Genomic DNA, 22,113 nt, shown 5'->3' with positions numbered 1-22,113 from the left:
ACGCTAATTGCCCTCCCCAACTTTATGTGCTTCTTTAACTTCTTCAACACTTAAATAAAATCCATCATTATAATCAAAGGAACGAACAACCATGCAAGCGAGAACTCCAATTAGACCTGGGATGGCCATCCAATACCATTCCCAAACAAGACCAAATCCAGCAATAAAAAAGAATACTGACATTATGGCTGGTACATGAGATTTGTTAGGCATGTGAATCGGTTTTAACTCTTCCTCTTTCACTTCACGTGCTTCCTTGAAGCCTTTTTCCTTTTTCAAGTACCAATATTCATCTAGACGGCTTACTTGCGGTATTTTAGCAAAATTATAATGTGGTGGTGGTGATGGAATCATCCATTCAAATGTACGCCCATCCCATGGATCACCCGTTACATCATGCTTTCCGTAGCGTGCACTGTAATAGATGCTATACACTAATACAATAAATCCTAATCCCATTCCAAATGCTCCAATTGTTGCTACAATATTTATGCCTGTCCATCCAAGTCCTGGTGAATAGGTGTACATACGACGCGCCATTCCCATCAATCCTACAAAATATAAGGGGAAGAAACAGACATTAAACCCAATCATAAACAACCAAAAACTAATCTTGCCTAAACGTTCATTAAGCATGTGCCCAAATGCTTTTGGATACCAATAATAAAGCCCTGCAAAACAAGCAAAAACAGTTCCTGCGACTAATACATAATGAAAATGGGCTACTAAAAAGTATGTATTATGATATTGGTAATCAGCTGATGCCATGGCAAGCATAACTCCTGTTATCCCACCAATAACAAAGTTTGGAATAAACGCTAGTGACCACATCATGGCAACAGTCATCTTAATACGCCCTTTATAAAGGGTTAAAAGCCAGTTAAATATCTTAACACCTGTTGGAACAGAAATAGCCATTGTCGTTATGGAGAAAAATGAGTTAACTCCCGCTCCAGCCCCCATTGTGAAAAAGTGATGGACCCATACAATAAAACTTAATCCTGCAATTGCAATCATTGAAAACACCATAGCTTTGTAACCAAATAACGTTTTACGGGCAAAAGTACAAATAATTTCAGAGAATATACCAAATGCCGGTAAGATTACAATATAAACTTCAGGATGTCCCCAAATCCAGAACAAGTTTGCCCACATCATTGGCATACCGCCGTTTGCCAAAGTAAAGAAGTGAGAACCAAACAATCTATCAAAAGTCATCAATGCTAATGCTACTGTTAACACTGGAAAGGCAAAAACAATAATGATTGAAGTAATAAGCGTAGACCATGTAAAGATTGGCATTTTCATTAATGTCATACCTGGAGCTCGCATTCTTAAGATAGTGACTAAGAAGTTGATCCCCGTAGCTAACGTACCAATCCCTGAAAGTTGTAATCCTAATAAATAATAATTTTGACCTGGCCCTGGACTTAACTCATTCCCAGCTAGTGGCATATAAGCTGTCCATCCTGCATCAGGCGATCCTCCAATAACAAAGGAAATATTAAAGAGCATTGCTCCCATAAAAAATGACCAAAAACTAATAGCATTTAAAAATGGAAAGGCTACATCACGTGCTCCAATTTGAAGGGGTACAACGATATTCATTAACCCAATGAGAAAGGGCATAGCCATAAATAAAATCATAATTGTTCCATGCGTTGTAAAAATTTCATTATAATGTGAGGAACTTAAGACTTTTAATTCCGGCAGTGCGAGCTGTGTACGCATTAACATACCATCTATACCACCGCGAAAAAGCATAAGAAGCGAGGCAATGATGTACATAATACCAATCTTTTTATGATCTACTGTTGGAATCCATTCTGTCCAAAGCCATTTCCATTTTTTAAAATAGGTTAAAACGAAGATAATCCCTAAAGTTGCCACAGCAATGGAAACATAAGCACCGTAGATTAAAGGTTCACCTGTGACAAAAAATTCATCAAGCTTCATTTTATAGCTTCCTCCTACCCTTGTGTTATCAAGGCATTCGATTATATGGAGGGAAATCAATGATCCATATGACTTTTATGTGGGTCATGTTCTCCCTTATCTTTGTAATAAGTTTTTTGTGCTGCATGATTAACCCAATCTAAGTGGGTATTTGAATAGGTCATACGTCCAACATGACTTTGCTCTAAAATTTTGCTATAGGTTGTTTTTGTAAGCTTTGGAGCTGTATCTTGAACTTCTGCTACCCAATCTTTGAAATCTTTATCTGTTTGAGACTCTACTTCAAACTCCATCTTAGCGAACCCTTCTCCATTAAAATTTGCATTACGTCCCATATATGTTCCTGGGTTATCAGCCAGTAGATAAAGTCTTGTTTCCATCCCAGCCATTGCATATTTCTGTCCACCAAGCTCTGGAATCCATAAAGCCGTTATTGAACTTGTGGATGTTAATCTAAATTCAACTGGTCGATCTTCTGGAATATTTACATAATTGACCGTCTCAATACCTTGTTCAGGATAGCTAAAAATCCATTTCCAGTCTGCTGACGTAGCGTGAATGACTAAAGGCTTTTGTTGCTCTTCTGCTGACGTTTTGGGTGGTTCTTCCAGTTCAAATATAGCTTGAACAGTTGGAATAGAAAGAGCAATAACAATAATAATCGGAATTCCTGTCCATATAACTTCCAAAAGTTTGTTTCCATGCATTTCAGGTGGTTCGTAATCCATATTGTCCGGTCTTTCCCGATACTTAATAAGAATGACAGTAAACAAAACGAAAACCACCACTACGATAATAAGCATAAAGATAATGGACCATATAATAAGATCATATTGAGTTTGAGCTACAGGTCCTTTGGGATTTAATACTCCCATCCTTATGTCACAGCCGCTTAATAATAAAACAAAAGCTAACGCTGCTACTAAATCTCTCTTTCGACTTATGCTTTGAAACCTTTTCATTGATGTGTCTCCTTTCCTTATATAAAAAATGGTGAAATGAATTCCTTTAGTTTTTAGATGCCGAAAGATAGAAAGTAATGATGAAACTAAATATTTTACTGAATGTTCACGAATGGTAATCATAATTGTCTAATTAGAGACTTTTTATACCACAAATCAAGAAAAGACCGAATCGATAGATTTGGTCTCTAAAGTTTGATCGTTGAAAAAAATAAAAAAAGATTCTTTAGCATAGGCTAAAGAATCTCTATCTTATTAAAAATATTCTTCTTATAATGAAAATCTTTTATCACATTGCAGATTTGATATTCGCCTTCAGATTTGGATTGTTCCACAGCTCCATCCACTTCTTGATTGCTGTAACAACAATAACAATCCCAAGAACAAGCATAATAATTGAAAGGATGGCATTTAAAACACTGTATCCTGTCGCATCTGGGTTCAGATAAACATTCTTCACCATCCAGTATCCTGCATAGTTAACAGTAACATATAAGTAAGCAAGTGGAACGAGGCATGTTAGCATATACCAGCGTTTGTCCGCGATTTTTAAAATGACCGTTGCTCCAACAATTAATCCAATGGAAGCCATAAGCTGATTTGAAACTCCGAACAGAGCCCACACAGAACTAATGTCTCCTGAGAAAAGAAGATATCCCCACATAACACATGCTAATGCACTTGCAAAAATAGATCCTGGTAGCCAGTCTACTCGTTTTAATGGTTTATAAAATTCACCAAAAAAGTCTTGAATTAGATAGCGCGCAACACGAGTTCCAGCATCAATTGCCGTTAAAATGAAAACTGCTTCAAACATAATAACGAATTGGAAAAAGTAAGAAGCAAGGTTGCTAAACCAAGGAACTTCTGTAAAAATATACGTCATACCAACAGCAAGTGTGACAGCTCCACCTGTTCTTCCTTCAAGATCAAGTCCAACCGCTTGACTAAGCTGTGGTAGATTTTCAACGCTCATCCCGAGTGTTGCAAACATTTCAGGTGTAGAATTAATCGCAAAATAGTCACCAGGCTGAAGAGAAATAGCAGCAATTAAAGCCATAATAGCTACAACACATTCTACAAGCATTGCCCCAAATCCAACTACTTTAATATCACTCCAACGATCAAGCATTTTTGGTGTTGTGCCAGAGCTTATAAAGGCATGAAACCCAGAAATAGCTCCACAAGCGATTGTAATCGAAATAAATGGCCACACAGGTCCGGCCACAACTGGCCCTCCGCCATGGATAAACTCTGTTACGGCTGGAAAAGGAATAGTTGGATTAACAATAAATACTCCTATAATAAGGGCTAAAAACACTCCAATTTTCATAAAGCTACTCAAATAATCGCGAGGAGCAAGCAATAACCAAACAGGAAGTGCTGCTGCAAAAAAAGCATAAATAGGTAAAATAATAGCAAGCGTATTCATATCAAGTGTTAAAAAATCACCAATAGCTGTATTTTGGAGCGAGGGTCCAATAAATACACCAATCATGATAAGAATAAAGCCAAGTGTTGCAGCACCTTTTAAATTTCCAGTCTTCTTATGGTACAACCCAACTCCCATTGCAATCGGAATTGTAATGCCAACTGCAAATGTTCCCCACGGATTGCGTTCAAGTGCGTGAAGAACGACCATTGAAAGTCCTGCCATTGTAATAGTAATAATAAAAAGCATCGCAAGTCCTGTACAAAACCCTGCTACAGGTCCTAATTCTGCCTTTGCTACTTCTGAAAGAGATTGACCTTTTTTACGCATTGAAGCAAACAATACAACTGCATCATGGACAGCTCCCCCAATCACAGCGCCAACAAGCAACCAAATCATACTTGGTAAATAGCCAAACTGTGCTGCTAGTATAGGACCTACAAGCGGCCCTGCTGCAGCAATAGCGGCAAAATGATGACCAAATGTGACCCACCTATTTGTAGGAACGTAGTCTTTTCCATCTTCTTCTGTATATGCTGGTGTTGGCTTATCATCATTTAGTTTCAAAACCTTTACAGCAATAAATGTACCGTATAAACGGTAAGCAATCATTAAAATACAAATGGAAGCAATCATAATTGTAATCGCATTCATTTCTTCATCCCCCTCTTGCCTTCTCATATAATATAAATATATCATACTAAATGAAAACGCATTCATTAGACTTTCATGCTGAAACGCTCTAAACAGGAAATAAAAAAGCAAAAAAGCGTTATGAAATACATATTAAAAACCTAAAAGTGCTCTAAGCTGTCGCACATAAGTACGGCTAACAGGAATAGTTGAATGCTCCTTCATTAAAAGATTATAAGTAGAGTTGAACCAAGGCTGTATTTCCACAATATGTTGAAAGTTTACAAGATAGCTTCTATGTACTCTAATAAAGGAAAAGGCAGCTGTTTTTTTTTCAAGTGAAACAAGCGTCTCACTTGTAACAAATTGATCATTAAACGTCTTTACAATCGTTTTACCATCAAGAGCACCTATATATATAATCTCTTTAAAATCTAATAGAATGATACGTTCCTCTTCTAAAACCGCTATTTTGCCGGAATTCTTCAAAGAATGAGAGATTGACTCTTCTACTATTAAATCTCCGGCAGCATAGTTTTTCACAAGTTTGTCTAATGCTTGATGAATACGTGCCTCTTCAAAAGGCTTTAATATATAATCAGAAGCGCTTAAATCAAAGGCCTGTAGTGCATATTCATCATATGCGGTCGCAAAAATAATAGCTGGAATTTTACTGAAAGATTGAAGTTTGTTCGCTAACTCAAGACCGCTTTTTTCAGTTAGTTCAATGTCTAAAAAAACAACGTCTGGAGCGAGCTCTTTAATTTTCTCTACTGCGTCTTCGAAACAGTCTGTCTCTCCAATAACTTCTGCTTTTCGACTTCGCTTTAACAAATACGCTAGCTCATCTCTAGCGAGAGGTTCATCATCCACAATAAAAGCTTTCAACATCTTTTTTATAGTCTCCTTTCACTGGTATAGTGATTGTAACCTTTGTGCCGTTTTCCGTGCTTTTAATTTGAAATAAAGCCTCTTCATTATAAATCCCTTGCAATCTTTCAGAAATATTGTAAAGGGCTGTGCCTGTTCCTTCACTTGAATGCACTGGTTCTTTTCCAAGCATATACAACCTTTCACTTGAAATGCCATGCCCATTATCTTGAACACTAATGATCATTTTTCCTTGTTCTGTATAAGCTTCTATTATAATCTCTCCCCCATTCTTCCGCGCTGACAAAGCATGCTGAACAGCATTCTCAACAAGTGGTTGAAGAATAAATGGCGGAATAAGGGCCTCTTTAAGAGTAGCTTCAATATTAAAGTTAATTTTATATTTGTCTGGAAAACGTGCTTGCTCAAGCGACAAGTAGGCACGAACATGCTGAAGCTCTTTTTCAAAAGGAATAAGAATATGCCTCGCTCCTTGTAAGTTTCTTCTGAAATATCGACTTAATTCTAAAAGAAGGGCTCTAGCTTTTTCCACATCGACACGACAAAGAGCTGAGATAGTATTAATAGCATTAAAAAGAAAATGGGGATGAACTTGTGCTTGAAGAGCCTTAATTTCAGCATCCTTCAAAAGTTTCCCTTGAGTTTCTGCTTGAGCTAACTCAAGTTGAACAGAGAAAAGATTTGCCAAACCTTCGGCTAACTCTCTTTCTACTTTATTTAGCTTATTCGCCCTAACAAAATAAAGTTTCAATGTTCCAACTGTTCCACCATGAAGTTTTAATGGTAAAACTACTGCTGCTTGTAAAGGACAATGGGAATGAAAACATAAAATATCTCTTTTACTATGAGCTGTTAAAATTTCACCTCTTTTTAGTACTTTCTTTGTTAATTCTGTAGCAAAATCTCCCGGAGCAATGTGATGATCCTCTGCTACTCCTACATGTGCAAGCACTTCTTTTTCATTTGTAACAGCTATTGCATCTGCCTCTGTTCTCTTCAACATAATTTCTGCTACCCTTTTACAAGACTGTTTATTAAGTCCTTTTCTAAAATGGGGAAGGGTTTCTTCAGCAATTTTCATAGCTTGATGTGTTTGAAAAGCTTTCGTTCGTTCTTCTTCTCTTAATATTGAAATAATAATTAGCATAAAGAGAAAAGCGCCAAGACCGTTTAATAAAATCATAGGAACTCCAATTGTTTCGACAAGTCTCCTAAACCCAGAACCCCACAAAATAATCATTTGCATTACTTCCATTAACATACTTATCGTAACAGCAAACCAAGGTGATTTTGTAATTCTTTCTTTAAAATACTTTCCTACTATACCAGCAAAGACTCCGGCAATAACGGAAGAAATAGCACAAGAAAATGCTGTATAGCCACCAAGTGAATAGCGATGAAACCCGGCAATAATTCCGACTCCTCCTCCAACTAAAGGACCGCCCAATATACCTCCTATCACAATATTCATAATTCTTGTGTTAGCAATTGCATTTTCTGTTCCAATTTCATCAATCCATGTTCTTGTAGTGATTTCACGCTGATGAACTTCAATTCCAGTATAATTGCTAATTATTCCAAAGACGCCAAAGATAAATAAAATGAAGAACTTTTCTTTTATTCCTTGCTCATGTTGAACAATTTGCCGAAATGACTTCATTTGAGCAAGAATGAAAGCAGCAATTACAATAACGCCAACCCGCTCAATCATTAGTGGAACAAGATGAATCAATCTTATTATCTCCTTTCCTTTTTAGTTTATCGAAAATTGCGAAATATAGGGAGATAAATCTTTTAATTATAAAAAAAGCTAGTCATATGACTAGCTTTTAGCTCTGGCCGTAATAATAATATTCACCAATGTTTACTTTCTTTTCATTTAGTACAACTCCAAGCAGTTTTCCTTTCGCATTTTGCAAAAGATCTTTTGCCTTCAGTGCTGTATCAATAACCGTGCTACCGCTTTTTACAACCAGAATTGTTGCATCACATTGGTTTGCTAAAATTTGTGCATCTGTCACAGATAAGATAGGAGGTGTATCAAAGATAATAAAATCATAATTTTCATATGCTTCTTCTAGCATATTTTTCATCATTTGAGAGCTGATTAGTTCAGATGGATTTGGTGGAATAGGTCCACTTGAAAGGAAATCTAGATTAGCTACTTCTGTTGTTTGAATAGCATCCGCTAATGTAGACTTTCTACTTAAAACAGTGGTTAATCCTTTGAAATTTTCTGCACGAAAAGTATAATGAGCAGTTGGTTTTCGAAGGTCAGCATCAATAAGCAATACTCTCTTTCCTTGCTGAGCAAATACGGTTGCTAAGTTAGCTGTTGTTGTTGACTTCCCTTCACTTGGGCTTGCTGACGTAATCATAAGAGAGCGGATATTTTGATCAACGCTAGAAAATTCAATATTTGTGCGAATTGTTCTATACTGCTCAGCAATTGGTGCTTTTGGTTTTGTATGAGCAACTAAGCTACGCTTTGTTGTTTGCTGAAGATTAGCTTTTTTTCTTTTAAGCACCGTATGTTTCCCCCCTTGTCTTACGAAGCCCTAACTTTGGCTGCTTTGTTGGATTAGCATTCCCATCTACTTTTGCAACAGCACCCATTACTGGAAGTCCTAGTAATTCTTCGATATCATTTTCATTCTTGATTGTATTATCCAAGTATTCTAGTAAAAAGGCTAGTCCAACCCCTGCCATTAGTCCTACCACAAGAGCAATAGCTACATTTAGCATTTTATTAGGCTTAATTGGATAATCTGGGATTTGGGCAACAGATAAGATCGTAACATTATCAACCTTCATAATTTTTGCAATTTCTGATTTAAATACAGTCGCAGTTGTGCTCGCAATTTTGGCTGCAAGTTCTGGATCACTATCTTGCACAGTTACAGAAAGAACTTGGGAATCTTGTTCTGATGTAACCTGAATTTTACCTGCTAAACTACCTTGATAATCTAGTTGTTCCTTTACTTTATCTAATACAGCTGGGCTTTTCATGATAACCGTATATGTATTCACAAGCTGTAAATTGGTCTGAATTTGATAAGATTCATAGAGCTGTTGACCGTCTTTTGATTGGTTAACTAAAATTTGTGTTGAACTCTGATACACAGGTGTCAAAACAAAATAGCTTATAATGGCACTAATTAAACCTGCTGCTAACGTAATAATAATGATTAGTTTTAATCTTTTCTTCAACGTTGCAAACAGCTCACGAAGACTAATCGTTTCTTCCATGTTAACCTCCTAGTTTTGTTAAAATTTACACATCGTATTATACTCCAGTCCTAGTAGAATAGCTATAGGAAAATAAAGTATAGGTAAATCCCTTTTTTACTACACCTTAAATATCGACAACCTTCTCATTTTGTTTACAAAAAATAAATTATAATTTTAAAATACTAATACTTTACTTCTTTTTGTTATTATTACAGTATTTCATTCTCTTCATATTATATGTAGACGAACTTCGGCCTCTTTGGGTTGTTCAAGAGGAGGAAAATAAGGTGAGATTGTAACAAAAAGAATATATTTTTTAAGAAACATAAAAAAGAATACGGATAGAGAGAGAAAATAACATGTATAAGTCTTTTCATAAAGCGTTTTATAGACTCCTACTTTTTCGAAATAAAAGTGAGGAGTCTATTTTCTCTTAAAACAAAAAACGGAGAATAGCTGCTAAGGAGGGGTGCATTTTTCACCGTTTTAAAAGTAAGGGACGGTTATTTTTTCACTTTAATTTTCTCTTTTTGTAAAAGCTGTTCCATTGTTTCTAACATTGATTCTTTTAAGGCAGGATCTTGTAAAGCAAATTCAAGTGTTGTTTGGATAAATCCAAGCTTCTCTCCTACATCATAACGTTTGCCTTCAAAGTCATATGCAAAAACGCGTTGAATTTCATTTAACTTTTGGATAGCATCTGTTAATTGAATTTCACCACCTGCTCCAACTTCTTGATTTTTAAGATACATAAAAATTTCTGGTGTAAATATATATCTTCCCATAATAGCTAGATTTGAAGGAGCCGTGCCTTGAACTGGCTTTTCTACAAAGTTCTTTACTTGATAGCGTCGGCCAGAACTTGAAATTGGATCAACGATTCCATATCGATGAGTTTGCTCCTCTGGGACTTGTTGAACGCCAATAACTGAAGAATGTGTTTGTTCATATTCATCCATTAGCTGACGTAAGCAAGGTTTTTGCGACTGGACAATATCATCACCAAGTAAAACAGCAAAAGGCTCATCACCAATAAAGTTACGCGCACACCATACAGCATGACCAAGTCCCTTTGGCTCTTTTTGTCTAATATAATGAATATCTACTATATTAGAAGCTTTACGAACTTCTTCAAGCAGCTCTTTTTTCCCTTTTTCTTCTAAATTTCGTTCAAGTTCAGGAGCATTATCAAAGTGATCTTCAATAGCTCTTTTCCCTTTACCAGTTACAATAATGATATCTTCTATGCCTGATTCGATAGCTTCTTCAACAATATACTGAATTGTCGGCTTATCTACAATTGGAAGCATCTCTTTTGGCATCGCTTTTGTAGCTGGCAAAAATCTTGTTCCAAGGCCTGCAGCTGGTATAATAGCTTTTCTGACTTTTTTCATTATGTTCCTCCATTAGCTCTGTATTTTGTAGCAGAATCTATCATTTTAAATATGAAGGATTTTCCCTTCTATATTATGTAGATTAAGAAATGCAATTTAAAATAAATGCATTTAAAAGTATTAGCATTATGTTTTATATTTTATCTCTCTACTGAAGAAAAGTGAAACTGCTCATCTCTATTGTTTTGTATTTAAATGTCCAGATCCCTAATTTGTTCACATTATAAACCTGAAATACAAAACGTTTGAACTAGTAAAAAGGAACCAAACAAAACATTACTAATACTACCACAAAAACTTATGTAATAAAAGCATCCATTCATTCTCTATTGTAAACTATTTCCTTACATTCAACTAGAGAATAAACAAACGCTTGGAAGAAATTCGCTCTGGCTCTTCTCTTATAATAGATTCTCCTACAAGTATTGATGAAGCATTACGCTGAAGTTTAATAGCAGTACTTTCCCCGATTTTTTTTGCTATAAGATCATATCCTTCCTGAAGGGAAATGTACTCGTCCATATAAGCTGTCCCAACAAGATCAGCAAGGTTAGCATTTAAGAATTTAACAGCAAACTTCTTTGCTTTGCGCCCATTTTTACCAAGTAAACTTGCTATGCTAATTTGAGAAAGTGCCCCTTTTTTAATATATTTATAAAGAAGATTCGGCTGACTTTGAAAAATCTCCATTGTTTCAGGATTAGGAATAATAGGAACAATACCTTTTATTTGCAGATCATAAAGAATTTTCTCAATTTCAAATTGACTTTGCTCTACTGCATAATCAATATAGACATAGCTTTCTCTCTTTCCTAACGTATAAACATTCCCCTGCTTCACCTCATAAAAAAGAGCTTCGTTCATCTCACACAAGCTAATGATTTCAAGTTTTAGAGGAAGTGATTCTTTTACTAACAGTCTGTTTAGCTCTTTTACAGACAAAGCCTCCTCTTCATTTTTCACTACTACAATAGCGCTTTTTATTCCTTCTTGAATCATTTCTCTTGCATTCGAAATCATTTCTGTATTTGAACAAGACTTCATTTTCGAGTGACTCATTAATAGACAATTGGTATCAATCATTTTCAACATCAACCTCTTAATATATAAATTTGTTTTTAACTTATCGTATCACGAACCTCTAAACTATAGCTTAGTTTTCCATCTCTCTTTTTCGACAAATTCTGTAAATTGCTTTTTTTTACTTTTATCGATAATATAGAAAGGAAACTCTATATAGAAAGCTGTGAAAAACGTGCGTAAATTGCTTTTATTTCTCGTATTAGTTAGCATCTTTTATGCTTCAAACACACCAGGGATTAAAGCCACAGATCCAACAACTTGGGTCCACACTCCGGCGCTCAAACCCAATGCAACGCTAGGAACTATTCTCGTTCCTCCAAGTGATTTTTATGATCCTTGGGAAATAGATAGTAGTGCCGAATTTATTGCACGTAAGCTTGCTCATTTCCTCTTTTTTGGATCAGTTGGTTTGCTTTTTCTTTTGAATTTAAAACCGAATAAGAAAGCACCTTGGCTTGCCTCAGTTTTTGCTGCTCTTTTTGCTTTCACTGATGAGATCCATCAAGCCTTTATTATTAATAGAGATGGAAGAATAATGGACGTAGTTTTTGACTCTCTTGCGGCATTTTTGTTTATCTTTATTGCCGTAAAAATAAGAAAAAAACGCAGTTCAGCTATACATAAAGCAAAAGACTGCTAGAAATGTCTTAGCAGCCTTTTGCTTATATCGAATTCTGAAATTGATTTTCTTTGTGATATTTATCGACAAGAATTTCATTTCTACGAGCTTCTCTATTTTTTAACAAAGTTTGCTTGCTAATCATTTATTATCCATATTTTTAGTGCACGAGCCCCATTTTCTAAATCTCGTTAAGTTCCTTCAATTGCAGGTTACTATCACTATAATATAGGATAAGGAATAAATACGGGATAGGAAAAAAGATTCTTTTTTTGTCACAATTAGTAAATAAGATCCATGAATATTCCTTCAGATAACTAGGTAAAAAGGACTTCACACAAAACTTTTGTTACATAATGAACAAGAAAAGTCGAGTTTTTCAACTCGACTTTTTACAATTTATAATAAGTTGGACTGTTCTTTTTAGATTGATACACATTTTTCGTATCAAAAATAATCTGAGCATTCTTCTCAACTCGTTCATAATCAACATCATCATGATCCGTTAAAATAATGACAAGATCTCCTTGTTTAATCTTTTCATAATTAACATTTTCTACTTCAACTACTCTATCATTTATCTTTATAAGTTCAACATGATTATCTTGAATGCTTACATTTGCTGCTAATGTACTTAATTCTTCGTATAACATATAAACAGCTGATTCTCGTGCATCTCCTATATTCTTCTTATAAGAAGCACCTAGTATAACAATATTGCTGTCTTTTAGAAATTTATTTTCATTGTTTAAGATTTCAAGAATGCGTCGTACAGTATAATGAATCATGCTGCCATTCACTTCGTTTGCTAAATCAATCATCCTTGTATTAAAACCATATTCCTTTGATTTAAAAGACAAGTAATGCGGATCAACAGGTATACAATGACCTCCAACGCCTGCTGTTGGATAAAAAGGCATAAACCCATACGGTTTTGTAGCTGCTGCATTAATTACTTCCCATACATCAATTCCCATTCGCTCACATACAAGAGCTAACTCGTTAGCAAGTGCAATATTTACGTATCTGAATGTGTTTTCAAATACCTTCGACATTTCCGCAACTTCGGGAGATGATACAGCTCTCACTTCTCCTCCAAGTACTTCTAAAGCGAGTTGTGTACATTTCTCTGTTACTCCCCCTACAATACGAGGTGTATTTTTAACATTGAATGATGTATTTGCTGGATCAATACGTTCTGGAGAATATGCTACAAATATATCTTCTCCAACGAGGAAGCCTTTTTCCTCAAGAGCTTTTACAACATATTCTCTCGTTGTTGCTGGATACGTTGTACTTTCTAAAATAACAAGCGTACCTTTTGAAACATGCGAAGCAATAGAAAGTGATGAATTTTCTACATATGTTAAATCAGGCTGCTTATATTTATCAATAGGAGTTGGAACACAAATATGAACAACGTCCACTTCTTTTAATTGAGAAAAATCATCAGTAGCTTGCAAATACCGGTGCTGCACAACTTTTTGAAGTTCCTCCTGAGTTACATCGTTAATATAACTTATCCCTCTGTTTACTTTCTCTACTTTGATTTCATCTAAATCAAACCCGATAACAGAATAACCGTTCTCAGCTTTCGCTACAGCATTTGGTAAACCAACATAGCCAAGTCCTAATATACCAATCTTCGCTTCCTTAGACTGAATTTTCTGCCATAATTGCTTGTAATGATGATTTTGAGCTTTCTCATTTAGTGTAGAAAGCATCTTTTCAGTTGTAGCCATAAAAAGCCCTCCTTTTTCATCTTGTTCCCCAACCATTTGACTTAATTGTTGCTAAAGCATAAAGTCGAAGTGGATATAAAATGCAAATATGAATTAACCCATATATTGGTGCTAACAAAAAGATATGTGGATAGCGCAAAACATAGAAAACGTTTCTTGCATAAGCTGACAAGCTTAGATAGAAAAGATAATAAACTAGCAAAATATAGCCCATTGTAGCGGATTTAATGATAATACTTCCGATAATGACAAAACCAAACATAAACCACATAATAAGTTCAAGAAGAACCCAAATTAATGTTCGTGGTTTTTTAAACCCTATCTTTAATGCAATAAGACTTTCTCTAAAAAAGGACTTGTTCCACCTTACTTGTTGCTTAATAAATTGTCTAAGCGTTGATGGAACATCTGTAATACAGCGTGCTGTTGATTGATAGATAGTCTTTCCTTTTAAGATGGCATAGTTTGTAAGACAGCGATCATCTCCAAACTGAACAGGTTCCCCTAAAAACATTTGATTTTCATAATGTTCAATGTTTTCTAAAATCACTTCTGTGCGGTAAGCACTAAAACACCCGCTACATACTAAAATATTTCCTGTAACAGACTGCGCTGATCGCTCAACACGAAAAGCATTGTCATAACGCATATCTATTAGCCTTGTAAACAAACTATCTTCTCGGTTTCGGGCTCCTACGTGACCTGTTGTGGCCATTACTTTTTCGTCATTGAAAGGTTTAATAAGTTCACGAATAGCATCAGGAAAAAGATATGCATCAGAATCTACTGTTGCAATAATATTTCCTTTAGCCCTTTTGAATCCCCAAATTTGGGCATGACGCTTCCCTTGATTTTTCTCTAGACGATGGACAATAAGAGTTGTATTGTGAGCTGTTTTCTCATATTCTTTCTTGAAATTCACCATCGCTTTATAAGCAGATATATCTTTACTTCCATCGTCAATAATCATAATTTCTTCAATTGGATAATCCTGTTTAAGAAGACTATCTACAGTAGCCATAACTGACTCTGGACTCTCATTGTAGCAGGGAATAATTGCCGAGATTTTTTGCTCAATTGGTTCTTCTTTTTTAGGATTGTACCAAAAAGACAGAGCCATTTTTCCAACCATATATGTGACCATAATGCTCCCATATATGCCAAGGAAAATGTTGAATCCTCCTTTGATTGTGGCATTTACATAGAACAATACACATACAAGTCCAATAAATAACGCCACTACGATCGTTTTTTGCGCATATGTATCACGATTAGAATTGAACATTTTTTCTTTTTTTAAAGGTTGTACATCCACGTCTTTAACCTCCTCTTTACAAGCTTATACGCAAAACAAAGTACACTTCTCTGTTTTGGTCTCAACTTTCATGTCTAACAATATATTATACTGAGATAAAAATAGTCAACGAGACAAACGAACGTAATTATTCCCATAATTTCCTTTGGAATGTGTGGTTAAAAAAGGAATAATTTTTCCTTTTTTAACCACTAATAAAGTATAATTATTATATAAAAATACATTATATAAAGAATTTTGTTTATTTTTCTAAGAGCTTTCTTTTCCTTGCAACACATAGAAAAAGGGAGCTCCTCCTTGATGGAAAACTCCCTTTTTTAAACCTTCATACTTCTTCCGATATTATTTCTTACTATGAAAATATTTCTTCGTATAAATGAGCAGATTGCTTGTAATAAACTAAATCTTTCTAACTAAGACTACAGATGTTTTTGCTTCTCTTAGTGATAAACGTATGAAGCATTAGGACCTATAAGCTAAGTGAAGAAACATTTTCTTTTTGGCAGTCTTTAATCTTTCCCCACATATCACTAGCTACTTTCTTCAATTCATTAGGGGGGATAGGACGTGAAAAATAGTACCCTTGAATTTCATCACATTTCTCCTGATGTAAAATAAGAGCTTGGTCTCTTTCCTCGACTCCTTCTGCAACAATGGATAGATCAAGACTTTTAGCAAGTGAAATAATAGAACTCACAATAGCTGCCTCTCTTGAATCTGTATAAAGATTTTGAATAAAAGAACGGTCAATCTTTAGCGTATGGATAGGAAGTCTTTTTAAATAACTAAAGGACGAATATCCTGCCCCGAAATCATCAATAGCAATAGAGATACCATGTTTCTTCAATTTCACAAGCTTTTCAATTACAAGATCTACATGTTTCATAGCTACACTTTCTGTAATTTCTAGTTCAAGTTTGTTTGGAGAAAACCCTGTTTCTTCTATAATATTAAGAATCATGTCAACAAAAGATGGTTCTGCAAACTCAACACTTGATATATTAACGCTAATCTTTAAAGAAGAAAAACCTTCTTCCTTCCAGCGTACTCCTTGAGAACATGCTTCTCTGAGTACCCACTGCGTCATTGGTACAATAAGTCCACTTTCTTCTGCAATAGGAATAAACTCGCCTGGAGATAAAAATCCTATTTCAGGATGATTCCAGCGAATAAGGGCTTCCACTCCTACGATTTTTCCCTTTATAATATTCACTTTCGGCTGATAGTGAAGCGCAAACTCGTTTTTTTTCAATGCTTGTCTAAGCCCATCTTCAATTTCCATTCTTCTATTTACATATGTCTTCATAAGGGGCTCGTAGCATTTCCAACCGTTTCTCCCTAACTTCTTTACCTCGTTCATTGCAAGATCTGCGTTTCGTACTAGTGTTTCGACTGTAACTCCATCTTCTTGGAACTCACTTATTCCAACACTAATACTGTGATATAATTTGTATTTATTAACAATAAATGGTTTCACAAATACCTCTAAAAGGCGATCTGCTAACTGAAATACTTCTTCTTTCGCTTGTGGGGAATACAGCATAAATTCATCTCCCCCATTCGAGAAAGCGTATCATTGCTACCCAAGCAGCTCTTTATTCTTCTTGTTGCTTCAATTAATACCTGATCTCCACCATGATGACCAATAGCATCGTTAATTTGCTTAAAGCGATCAATATCAATTGAGAGCATAAAAGCTTGTTTATTTTCTTGTTCCACTTTCCATAAATCTTGCTTAACAATTTGATGAAAAAGTGTTCTATTTGGTAGATCTGTTAAACTGTCATGAGAGTTCAAGTACTGGAGTGTCTCTTTAGCACGATGATTTTCCGTTACATCTTGAGTAATTGTTTGAATATAATTTTCTCCATTTATAATAATTACAATCGACGTTGCTTGAACGGAAAGCTGATGATTCTGGTTCGTTTTCACTTTCATTTCATCTATAAAAAAACTATCCTCGTCTTCTAATTTCATGAATTGATCAATTCGATTTTTAATATGTTGACGCTGACTTTTATCTATAAATTCTGTAATATTCCGTCCGACAATTTCCTTCCCATGTTCAAATTGCAACATTTTTAAGAACCGAGCATTAACAGAGATGATTTCCTCTCCCTTATGAAGCACAATTGAAAGCGGAGAAACATCAAAAAGACTGCGATATCTATTCGTTGCTTCTTCTAACTGTTTTTTTTGTAAATGTTCTTTGGTTACATCTCTTACTGAAATAATATACTGCTCCATAAATTCAAAAGTTGCTTTCGTAATGTTAACGCAAATTCGGTATTGTTTATCGTTAACAAATACAGTGCTATACATCTGATCTTGAGGAGAGGATGAGAACTTTGTTAAAAAAGACAAAAAATTAGTAATAGGTTTACCACTTACTTCTTGTTTTTTTATATGAAAAAACTCTTCACCTTTTTCATTTATACTAAGTATGTTTCCTTCCTCATTCGTAATGAAAATAGCTTCTGTTAAAGAATGAAAAATAGCTTGTTGAAGAGTATGCTGGTGTTTAGTCCGCTCGTCCATATATATAGTAAGGAAAATCATTAAAAACATTGTCATAATAAAAATAGCAATAACAACTGAAAAGAAAGCAGGAGTGATATATGAACCTACCTCTGTATCCAATTTTTTGGATAAAAATGAGCCGCGTTCATTCCCATATAATGCATTACTGTAATGGCTATTGCCATGAAAGCCGCGCACATTAGTTTCACTTTCCATGTTAGTTTATAGTTAGTATAAAATGCTACCCTCAATGCAATAAACGATGCTATGAAAGCAATACAAATAGAGAATAAAACTTTTGCGGAAGTATATGACACTATAACTGATGCCATCGCACTCATTCCAATATAATGCATAAGAACAATGCCACTACCCATAAAAAAAGTTGCAAATAATAAAGTAAATAAAGGGTTTTTTCCATAATGAATATATGTTAAAGCCAAGTAACAACCACCCGTTGCAAAGAGAATTGAAACAATGATATATCCTATATGATAATGCATATTTATAGGTAGAGAATGAGCAAGCATTCTCACAAAATGCATTGACCAAATCCCTATTCCAAGCGCACAAGATCCGCTCAACAGCCAAATTTGCTCTCCTTGCTTCGATTGAAACCTAAGTTGGATTGCAAAACTAAAGGACACGTAGGCTGAAACCATAGCAATAGCAAATGATAGAAAAACAAGCCACATATTATAGTGACCGTGAAAAGGCCCAACATCGTTCATATTGTTCGTTCCTTTCTTAACCTGCACTAATTTCTAACTTCTATATCGGTCAGAAAAAGATATTGTTAAGAATTAAACTCCTCCTAACGTACATGTTAAACATTTGAGATCATTCTTATATCCTGTTTATAAATCCTAGACTTTTCTGTATAGAAGAGAAGGAGTTCCTAATTATTATCTAGAAAGTATCTAAAGGTGATGATAATGTTAATCAAAGTGATAAACAGTTTCGTAAAACAAGATAAACGCTATGCTTTTTCTTATTCACAAAAACATTGGAGCGCTCTTGCACATATTGAAGGGTTTTCAGGTCAATTTGGTGGGTGGAATATTGTAGAACCAACAGATGCTTGTATTATTGGTATATGGAAGGACACTGATAGCTATCGATCTTTTATGAATGACGTTCACGATAATATTTTTTATAAAAACGGACAAAAAGCTTCATACGACAAATTAGAAACTATTTTGTCTTCAAATGGTCAATTTGTAAAAGGGATCTATCATCACACTCGCTCAAGTATTGTTGGAGCAAACTATATGATGATTACTTCTATTGCTCATAACAATCACGATAAAAGCCTTACTCCTTTCACTCTCATCTCAGAAAGAGACCGCTGTTTAAGTACCTTTGTTTTTGCTGATGAGCATACAAGTACATTCATATCCCTTTTTGGGTACGCGCCACCTGATGCTACAAAGCATATTTTGCAAAAAAATAAAATCCCTGTTCAACAACAAAACATCTATAAATTAGAAAAAGAATGGACAGTGTTACAAACCTTTTCCTCTTAAACATTATAAAGACTACCCGCTAAGCGGGTAGCCTAAGCCATGATATTTGATTTTGTAATGATGTTACAAATCATATTATTTATGACCAGCTAATTGTGATTGAGCAGTAGCAACTAAACGCTTTGTGATCTCTCCACCTACAGATCCGTTAGCACGAGCAGTAGTATCAGCTCCAAGTTGTACACCAAATTCGCTAGCAATTTCATACTTCATTTGATCGATTGCTTGTTCAGCACCTGCTACAACAAGTTTGTTGCTGCTGTTGTTGTTGTTTGCCATGTTTTTCACCTCCTTTGTTTCTATACCTTTAATATGTCTTTCTCTCCTTTCCTCAATACTATGTAATGTTTGGATGAAAAGGAAATTTTGCATCTTATATATCCTCTATTCTAACTACTTCTCTTTTCCTTTATATAATTCACCTTTCAACTAAAAACTCAATAATATGTAATTTCATAAAATACATTTTTTCACACACCCCCTAACGTTCTTTGAATACGATGTTGTTGGAGGTGAATATATGGAATTTCGCTGCAACAATTGTAGACGAAGAAAAGAATTTTGCGGATGTTACAAACCAAGAAATCAAAGAGGTAAAGATAAGTGTAAACCTAGATGTGAGGATGTCAATGGAGTACCTGGACCTAGAGGACCTAGAGGACCTCAAGGAGAGGCTGGTCCACCAGGTTCTAGGGGACCTCAAGGACCTCAAGGGATTGGGCTACAAGGTGTAGTCCCTTTCGATCCGGCTGAAGCAACCTTCTATCCAGTAGGACAAATTGTTACTTATATGGGAAGCCTTTATATTACTGATACTGCTTCACCGAGCGGTGTACCAAGTACTTCCTCAGACTATACGCTCCTTGCCTCAGCTGGTTCAGATGGACCAACAGGAAATACAGGTGCACCTGGGCCAACCGGGACAACAGGTATTGGACTTGACGGCGTTATTCCTTTTAGTGTAACTGGCGCACCTTTCTACCCAGCTGGGCAAGTTGTTACCTATAATGGCAGCCTTTATATCGCTGAGGTTGCAGGTCCTACAGGTACACCGAATACGTCGCCGGACTATACTCTTTTAGCCGCAGCCGGTGTTACCGGACCAACAGGCATTCAAGGACCTAGTGGCAGCCCTGGACCAACTGGGACTACGGGCATTGGACTTGACGGCGTCATTCCGTTCGACCCAGCAGCTGCTCCTTCTTATCCTGCCGGACAGCTTGTTATCTATAATGGCAGCCTTTATATTGCTGAGGTTGCAGGTCCTACAGGTACACCAGATACATCGCCGGACTATACTCTTTTAGCCGCAGCGGGCGTGACTGGACCGACCGGCATTCAGGGACCTAGTGGCGTGACAGGGGTTCCGGGACCAACTGGAGCCACAGGCATTGGACTTGACGGTGTCGTTCCGTTCGACCCAGCAGCTGCTCCTTCTTATCCTGCCGGACAGCTTGTTACCTACAACGGCAGCCTTTATATTGCTGAGGTCGAGGGTCCTACAGGTACACCAGATACGTCGCCGGACTATACTCTTTTAGCCGCAGCCGGTGTTACCGGACCAACAGGCATTCAAGGACCTAGTGGCAGCCCTGGACCAACTGGGACTACGGGCATTGGACTTGACGGCGTCATTCCGTTCGACCCAGCAGCTGCTCCTTCTTATCCTGCCGGACAGCTTGTTACCTATAATGGCAGCCTTTATATTGCTGAGGTTGCAGGTCCTACAGGTACACCAGATACATCGCCGGACTATACTCTTTTAGCCGCAGCGGGCGTGACTGGACCGACCGGCATTCAGGGACCTAGTGGCGTGGCAGGGGTTCCGGGACCAACTGGAGCCACAGGCATTGGACTTGACGGTGTCGTTCCGTTCGACCCAGCAGCTGCTCCTTCTTATCCTGCCGGACAGCTTGTTACCTACAACGGCAGCCTTTATATTGCTGAGGTCGAGGGTCCTACAGGTATACCGGATACGTCGCCGGACTATACTCTTTTAGCCGCAGCGGGCTCCACAGGCGTGACTGGACCGACCGGCATTCAAGGACCTAGTGGCGTGACAGGGGTTCCGGGACCGACAGGGCTTGCGGGTGTTACGGGCGTGACCGGACCAACGGGACTTGCGGGAGTCACAGGTGCGACGGGCATTGGGCTTGACGGCGTTGTTCCGTTCGATCCAGTGGCTTCTCCTTCTTATCCTGCGGGGCAAGTTGTTACCTATAACGGCAGTCTTTATATCGCTGATATTGCCGGACCAACGGGTACACCGGATACATCGCCGGACTATACTCTTTTAGCTGCAGGCGGCGCCACGGGTATTACTGGACCGACAGGGCTTGCAGGGGTTACGGGCGCCACGGGCATTGGGCTTGACGGCGTTGTTCCGTTCGATCTAGCGGCTTCTCCTTCTTATCCTGCGGGGCAAGTTGTTACCTATAACGGCAGTCTTTATATTGCTGATATTGCCGGACCGACGGGTACACCGGATACGTCCCCTGACTATACTCTTTTAGCTGCAGCGGGGGTCACAGGTGTTACTGGACCAACAGGACTTACAGGGCTCACAGGCGTTACCGGGCCAACAGGTCTTACGGGTGCCACAGGCGTTACCGGACCAATAGGACTTACAGGGGTCACAGGCGTTACCGGACCAACAGGACTTACAGGGCTCACAGGCGTTACTGGGCCAACAGGTCTTACGGGCGACACAGGTGTTACTGGGCCAACGGGACTTGCGGGAGTCACAGGTGTTACTGGACCAACGGGTCTTACGGGGGTCACAGGTGTTACTGGGCCAACGGGACTTGCG

Annotated in this window: 15 protein-coding genes and 2 pseudogenes; 3 read left to right on the top strand and 14 right to left on the bottom strand. The window is 37.1% G+C overall.

Translation table 11 applies throughout. The features are described 5' to 3' along the window. Positions 1-3: 3 nt before the first annotated feature. The 9 genes from qoxB to B9N79_RS13580 all read right to left on the bottom strand — a co-directional run bounded on the left by qoxB (position 4) and on the right by B9N79_RS13580 (position 11,582). A complete protein-coding gene (qoxB, locus tag B9N79_RS13620) occupies positions 4-1,956 on the bottom strand; it encodes a cytochrome aa3 quinol oxidase subunit I (RefSeq protein WP_019392843.1) in 1,953 nt (650 codons plus the stop codon). 56 nt (positions 1,957-2,012) lie between these two features. Then, positions 2,013-2,918, bottom strand: coding sequence for a cytochrome aa3 quinol oxidase subunit II (qoxA, locus tag B9N79_RS13615; RefSeq protein ID WP_085118635.1), 906 nt, complete (start codon positions 2,916-2,918; stop codon positions 2,013-2,015). A 289-nt stretch (positions 2,919-3,207) separates the two neighbouring features. Beyond that, positions 3,208-5,004 carry a carbon starvation protein CstA gene (gene cstA, locus B9N79_RS13610; protein WP_040058336.1) on the bottom strand — a complete coding sequence of 599 codons (1,797 nt, stop codon included), beginning with the start codon at positions 5,002-5,004 and terminating at the stop codon, positions 3,208-3,210. A gap of 132 nt (positions 5,005-5,136) precedes the next feature. After that, positions 5,137-5,874, bottom strand: a complete 738-nt coding sequence (locus tag B9N79_RS13605; RefSeq protein WP_040058337.1) for a LytR/AlgR family response regulator transcription factor — start codon at positions 5,872-5,874, stop codon at positions 5,137-5,139. Further along, positions 5,849-7,606 (bottom strand): sensor histidine kinase, encoded by a 1,758-nt coding sequence (locus B9N79_RS13600; protein WP_040058338.1) that lies wholly within the window; start codon positions 7,604-7,606, stop codon positions 5,849-5,851. Before B9N79_RS13600 ends, B9N79_RS13605 begins: the two co-directional genes overlap by 26 nt. A 97-nt stretch (positions 7,607-7,703) precedes the next feature. Then, entirely contained in the window at positions 7,704-8,402 is a 699-nt protein-coding gene (locus B9N79_RS13595; protein ID WP_040058339.1) for a CpsD/CapB family tyrosine-protein kinase, read from the bottom strand. Beyond that, a complete protein-coding gene (locus B9N79_RS13590; protein ID WP_019392837.1) occupies positions 8,395-9,123 on the bottom strand; it encodes a YveK family protein in 729 nt (242 codons plus the stop codon). The genes B9N79_RS13595 and B9N79_RS13590 overlap by 8 nt, the downstream gene beginning before the upstream one ends. Before the next feature lie 485 nt (positions 9,124-9,608). After that, a complete protein-coding gene (gene galU / locus B9N79_RS13585) occupies positions 9,609-10,499 on the bottom strand; it encodes a UTP--glucose-1-phosphate uridylyltransferase GalU (RefSeq protein ID WP_019392836.1) in 891 nt (296 codons plus the stop codon). A 354-nt stretch (positions 10,500-10,853) separates the two neighbouring features. Next, a complete protein-coding gene (locus tag B9N79_RS13580) occupies positions 10,854-11,582 on the bottom strand; it encodes a CpsB/CapC family capsule biosynthesis tyrosine phosphatase (RefSeq protein ID WP_142927551.1) in 729 nt (242 codons plus the stop codon). 172 nt (positions 11,583-11,754) lie between these two features. Between B9N79_RS13580 and B9N79_RS13575 the strand changes: the two genes are divergently transcribed. Continuing rightward, complete coding sequence (locus tag B9N79_RS13575; RefSeq protein ID WP_040058521.1) at positions 11,755-12,222, top strand: VanZ family protein; 468 nt, start codon at positions 11,755-11,757, stop codon at positions 12,220-12,222. A gap of 371 nt (positions 12,223-12,593) precedes the next feature. On the opposite strand, the gene B9N79_RS13570 is transcribed toward B9N79_RS13575, so the two are convergent. The 4 genes and pseudogenes from B9N79_RS13570 to B9N79_RS13550 form a co-directional block, all read right to left on the bottom strand. After that, positions 12,594-13,943: a nucleotide sugar dehydrogenase gene (locus B9N79_RS13570; RefSeq protein ID WP_019392833.1), complete on the bottom strand. Its 1,350-nt coding sequence runs from the start codon at positions 13,941-13,943 to the stop codon at positions 12,594-12,596. A 16-nt stretch (positions 13,944-13,959) separates the two neighbouring features. After that, positions 13,960-15,258 carry a glycosyltransferase family 2 protein gene (locus B9N79_RS13565; protein ID WP_019392832.1) on the bottom strand — a complete coding sequence of 433 codons (1,299 nt, stop codon included), beginning with the start codon at positions 15,256-15,258 and terminating at the stop codon, positions 13,960-13,962. A 472-nt stretch (positions 15,259-15,730) separates the two neighbouring features. Next, positions 15,731-17,754 (bottom strand): annotated as a pseudogene (locus B9N79_RS26900) (PAS domain-containing protein); the annotation flags it as partial. A gap of 128 nt (positions 17,755-17,882) precedes the next feature. Then, a complete protein-coding gene (locus B9N79_RS13550; RefSeq protein ID WP_048896704.1) occupies positions 17,883-18,509 on the bottom strand; it encodes an MHYT domain-containing protein in 627 nt (208 codons plus the stop codon). Between the two features lie 204 nt (positions 18,510-18,713). Between B9N79_RS13550 and B9N79_RS13545 the strand changes: the two genes are divergently transcribed. Then, on the top strand, positions 18,714-19,304 hold the full coding sequence (locus B9N79_RS13545) for a YdbC family protein (protein WP_019392828.1): 591 nt from the start codon (positions 18,714-18,716) through the stop codon (positions 19,302-19,304). Positions 19,305-19,379: 75 nt separating this feature from the next. Here the strand turns inward: B9N79_RS13545 and B9N79_RS13540 are convergent, their stop codons facing one another. Then, positions 19,380-19,583 carry an alpha/beta-type small acid-soluble spore protein gene (locus B9N79_RS13540; protein ID WP_026009588.1) on the bottom strand — a complete coding sequence of 68 codons (204 nt, stop codon included), beginning with the start codon at positions 19,581-19,583 and terminating at the stop codon, positions 19,380-19,382. A 241-nt stretch (positions 19,584-19,824) separates the two neighbouring features. On the opposite strand from B9N79_RS13540, the pseudogene B9N79_RS26770 reads away from it, so the two are divergent. Beyond that, positions 19,825-22,113 (top strand): annotated as a pseudogene (locus tag B9N79_RS26770) (hypothetical protein); the annotation flags it as partial.

The sequence above is a fragment of the Priestia filamentosa genome (assembly GCF_900177535.1).
Classification (GTDB): Bacteria; Bacillota; Bacilli; order Bacillales; family Bacillaceae_H; genus Bacillus_I; species Bacillus_I filamentosa.
The sequence above is the reverse complement of the archived record's forward strand: the minus strand, read 5'-3'. Positions and strand labels throughout refer to the sequence as shown.

Excerpts from the sequence above, each read along its gene's own strand:
- B9N79_RS13540 (WP_026009588.1), bottom strand. The coding sequence starts at position 19,583 with ATGGCAAACAACAACAACAGCAGCAACAAACTTGTTGTAGCAGGTGCT.
- B9N79_RS13605 (WP_040058337.1), bottom strand. The coding sequence starts at position 5,874 with ATGTTGAAAGCTTTTATTGTGGATGATGAACCTCTCGCTAGAGATGAG.
- qoxA (WP_085118635.1), bottom strand. The coding sequence starts at position 2,918 with ATGAAAAGGTTTCAAAGCATAAGTCGAAAGAGAGATTTAGTAGCAGCG.
- B9N79_RS13545 (WP_019392828.1), top strand. The coding sequence starts at position 18,714 with ATGTTAATCAAAGTGATAAACAGTTTCGTAAAACAAGATAAACGCTAT.
- galU (WP_019392836.1), bottom strand. The coding sequence starts at position 10,499 with ATGAAAAAAGTCAGAAAAGCTATTATACCAGCTGCAGGCCTTGGAACA.
- B9N79_RS13550 (WP_048896704.1), bottom strand. The coding sequence starts at position 18,509 with ATGAACGATGTTGGGCCTTTTCACGGTCACTATAATATGTGGCTTGTT.
- qoxB (WP_019392843.1), bottom strand. The coding sequence starts at position 1,956 with ATGAAGCTTGATGAATTTTTTGTCACAGGTGAACCTTTAATCTACGGT.
- B9N79_RS13580 (WP_142927551.1), bottom strand. The coding sequence starts at position 11,582 with ATGATTGATACCAATTGTCTATTAATGAGTCACTCGAAAATGAAGTCT.
- B9N79_RS13570 (WP_019392833.1), bottom strand. The coding sequence starts at position 13,943 with ATGGCTACAACTGAAAAGATGCTTTCTACACTAAATGAGAAAGCTCAA.
- cstA (WP_040058336.1), bottom strand. The coding sequence starts at position 5,004 with ATGAATGCGATTACAATTATGATTGCTTCCATTTGTATTTTAATGATT.
- B9N79_RS13590 (WP_019392837.1), bottom strand. The coding sequence starts at position 9,123 with ATGGAAGAAACGATTAGTCTTCGTGAGCTGTTTGCAACGTTGAAGAAA.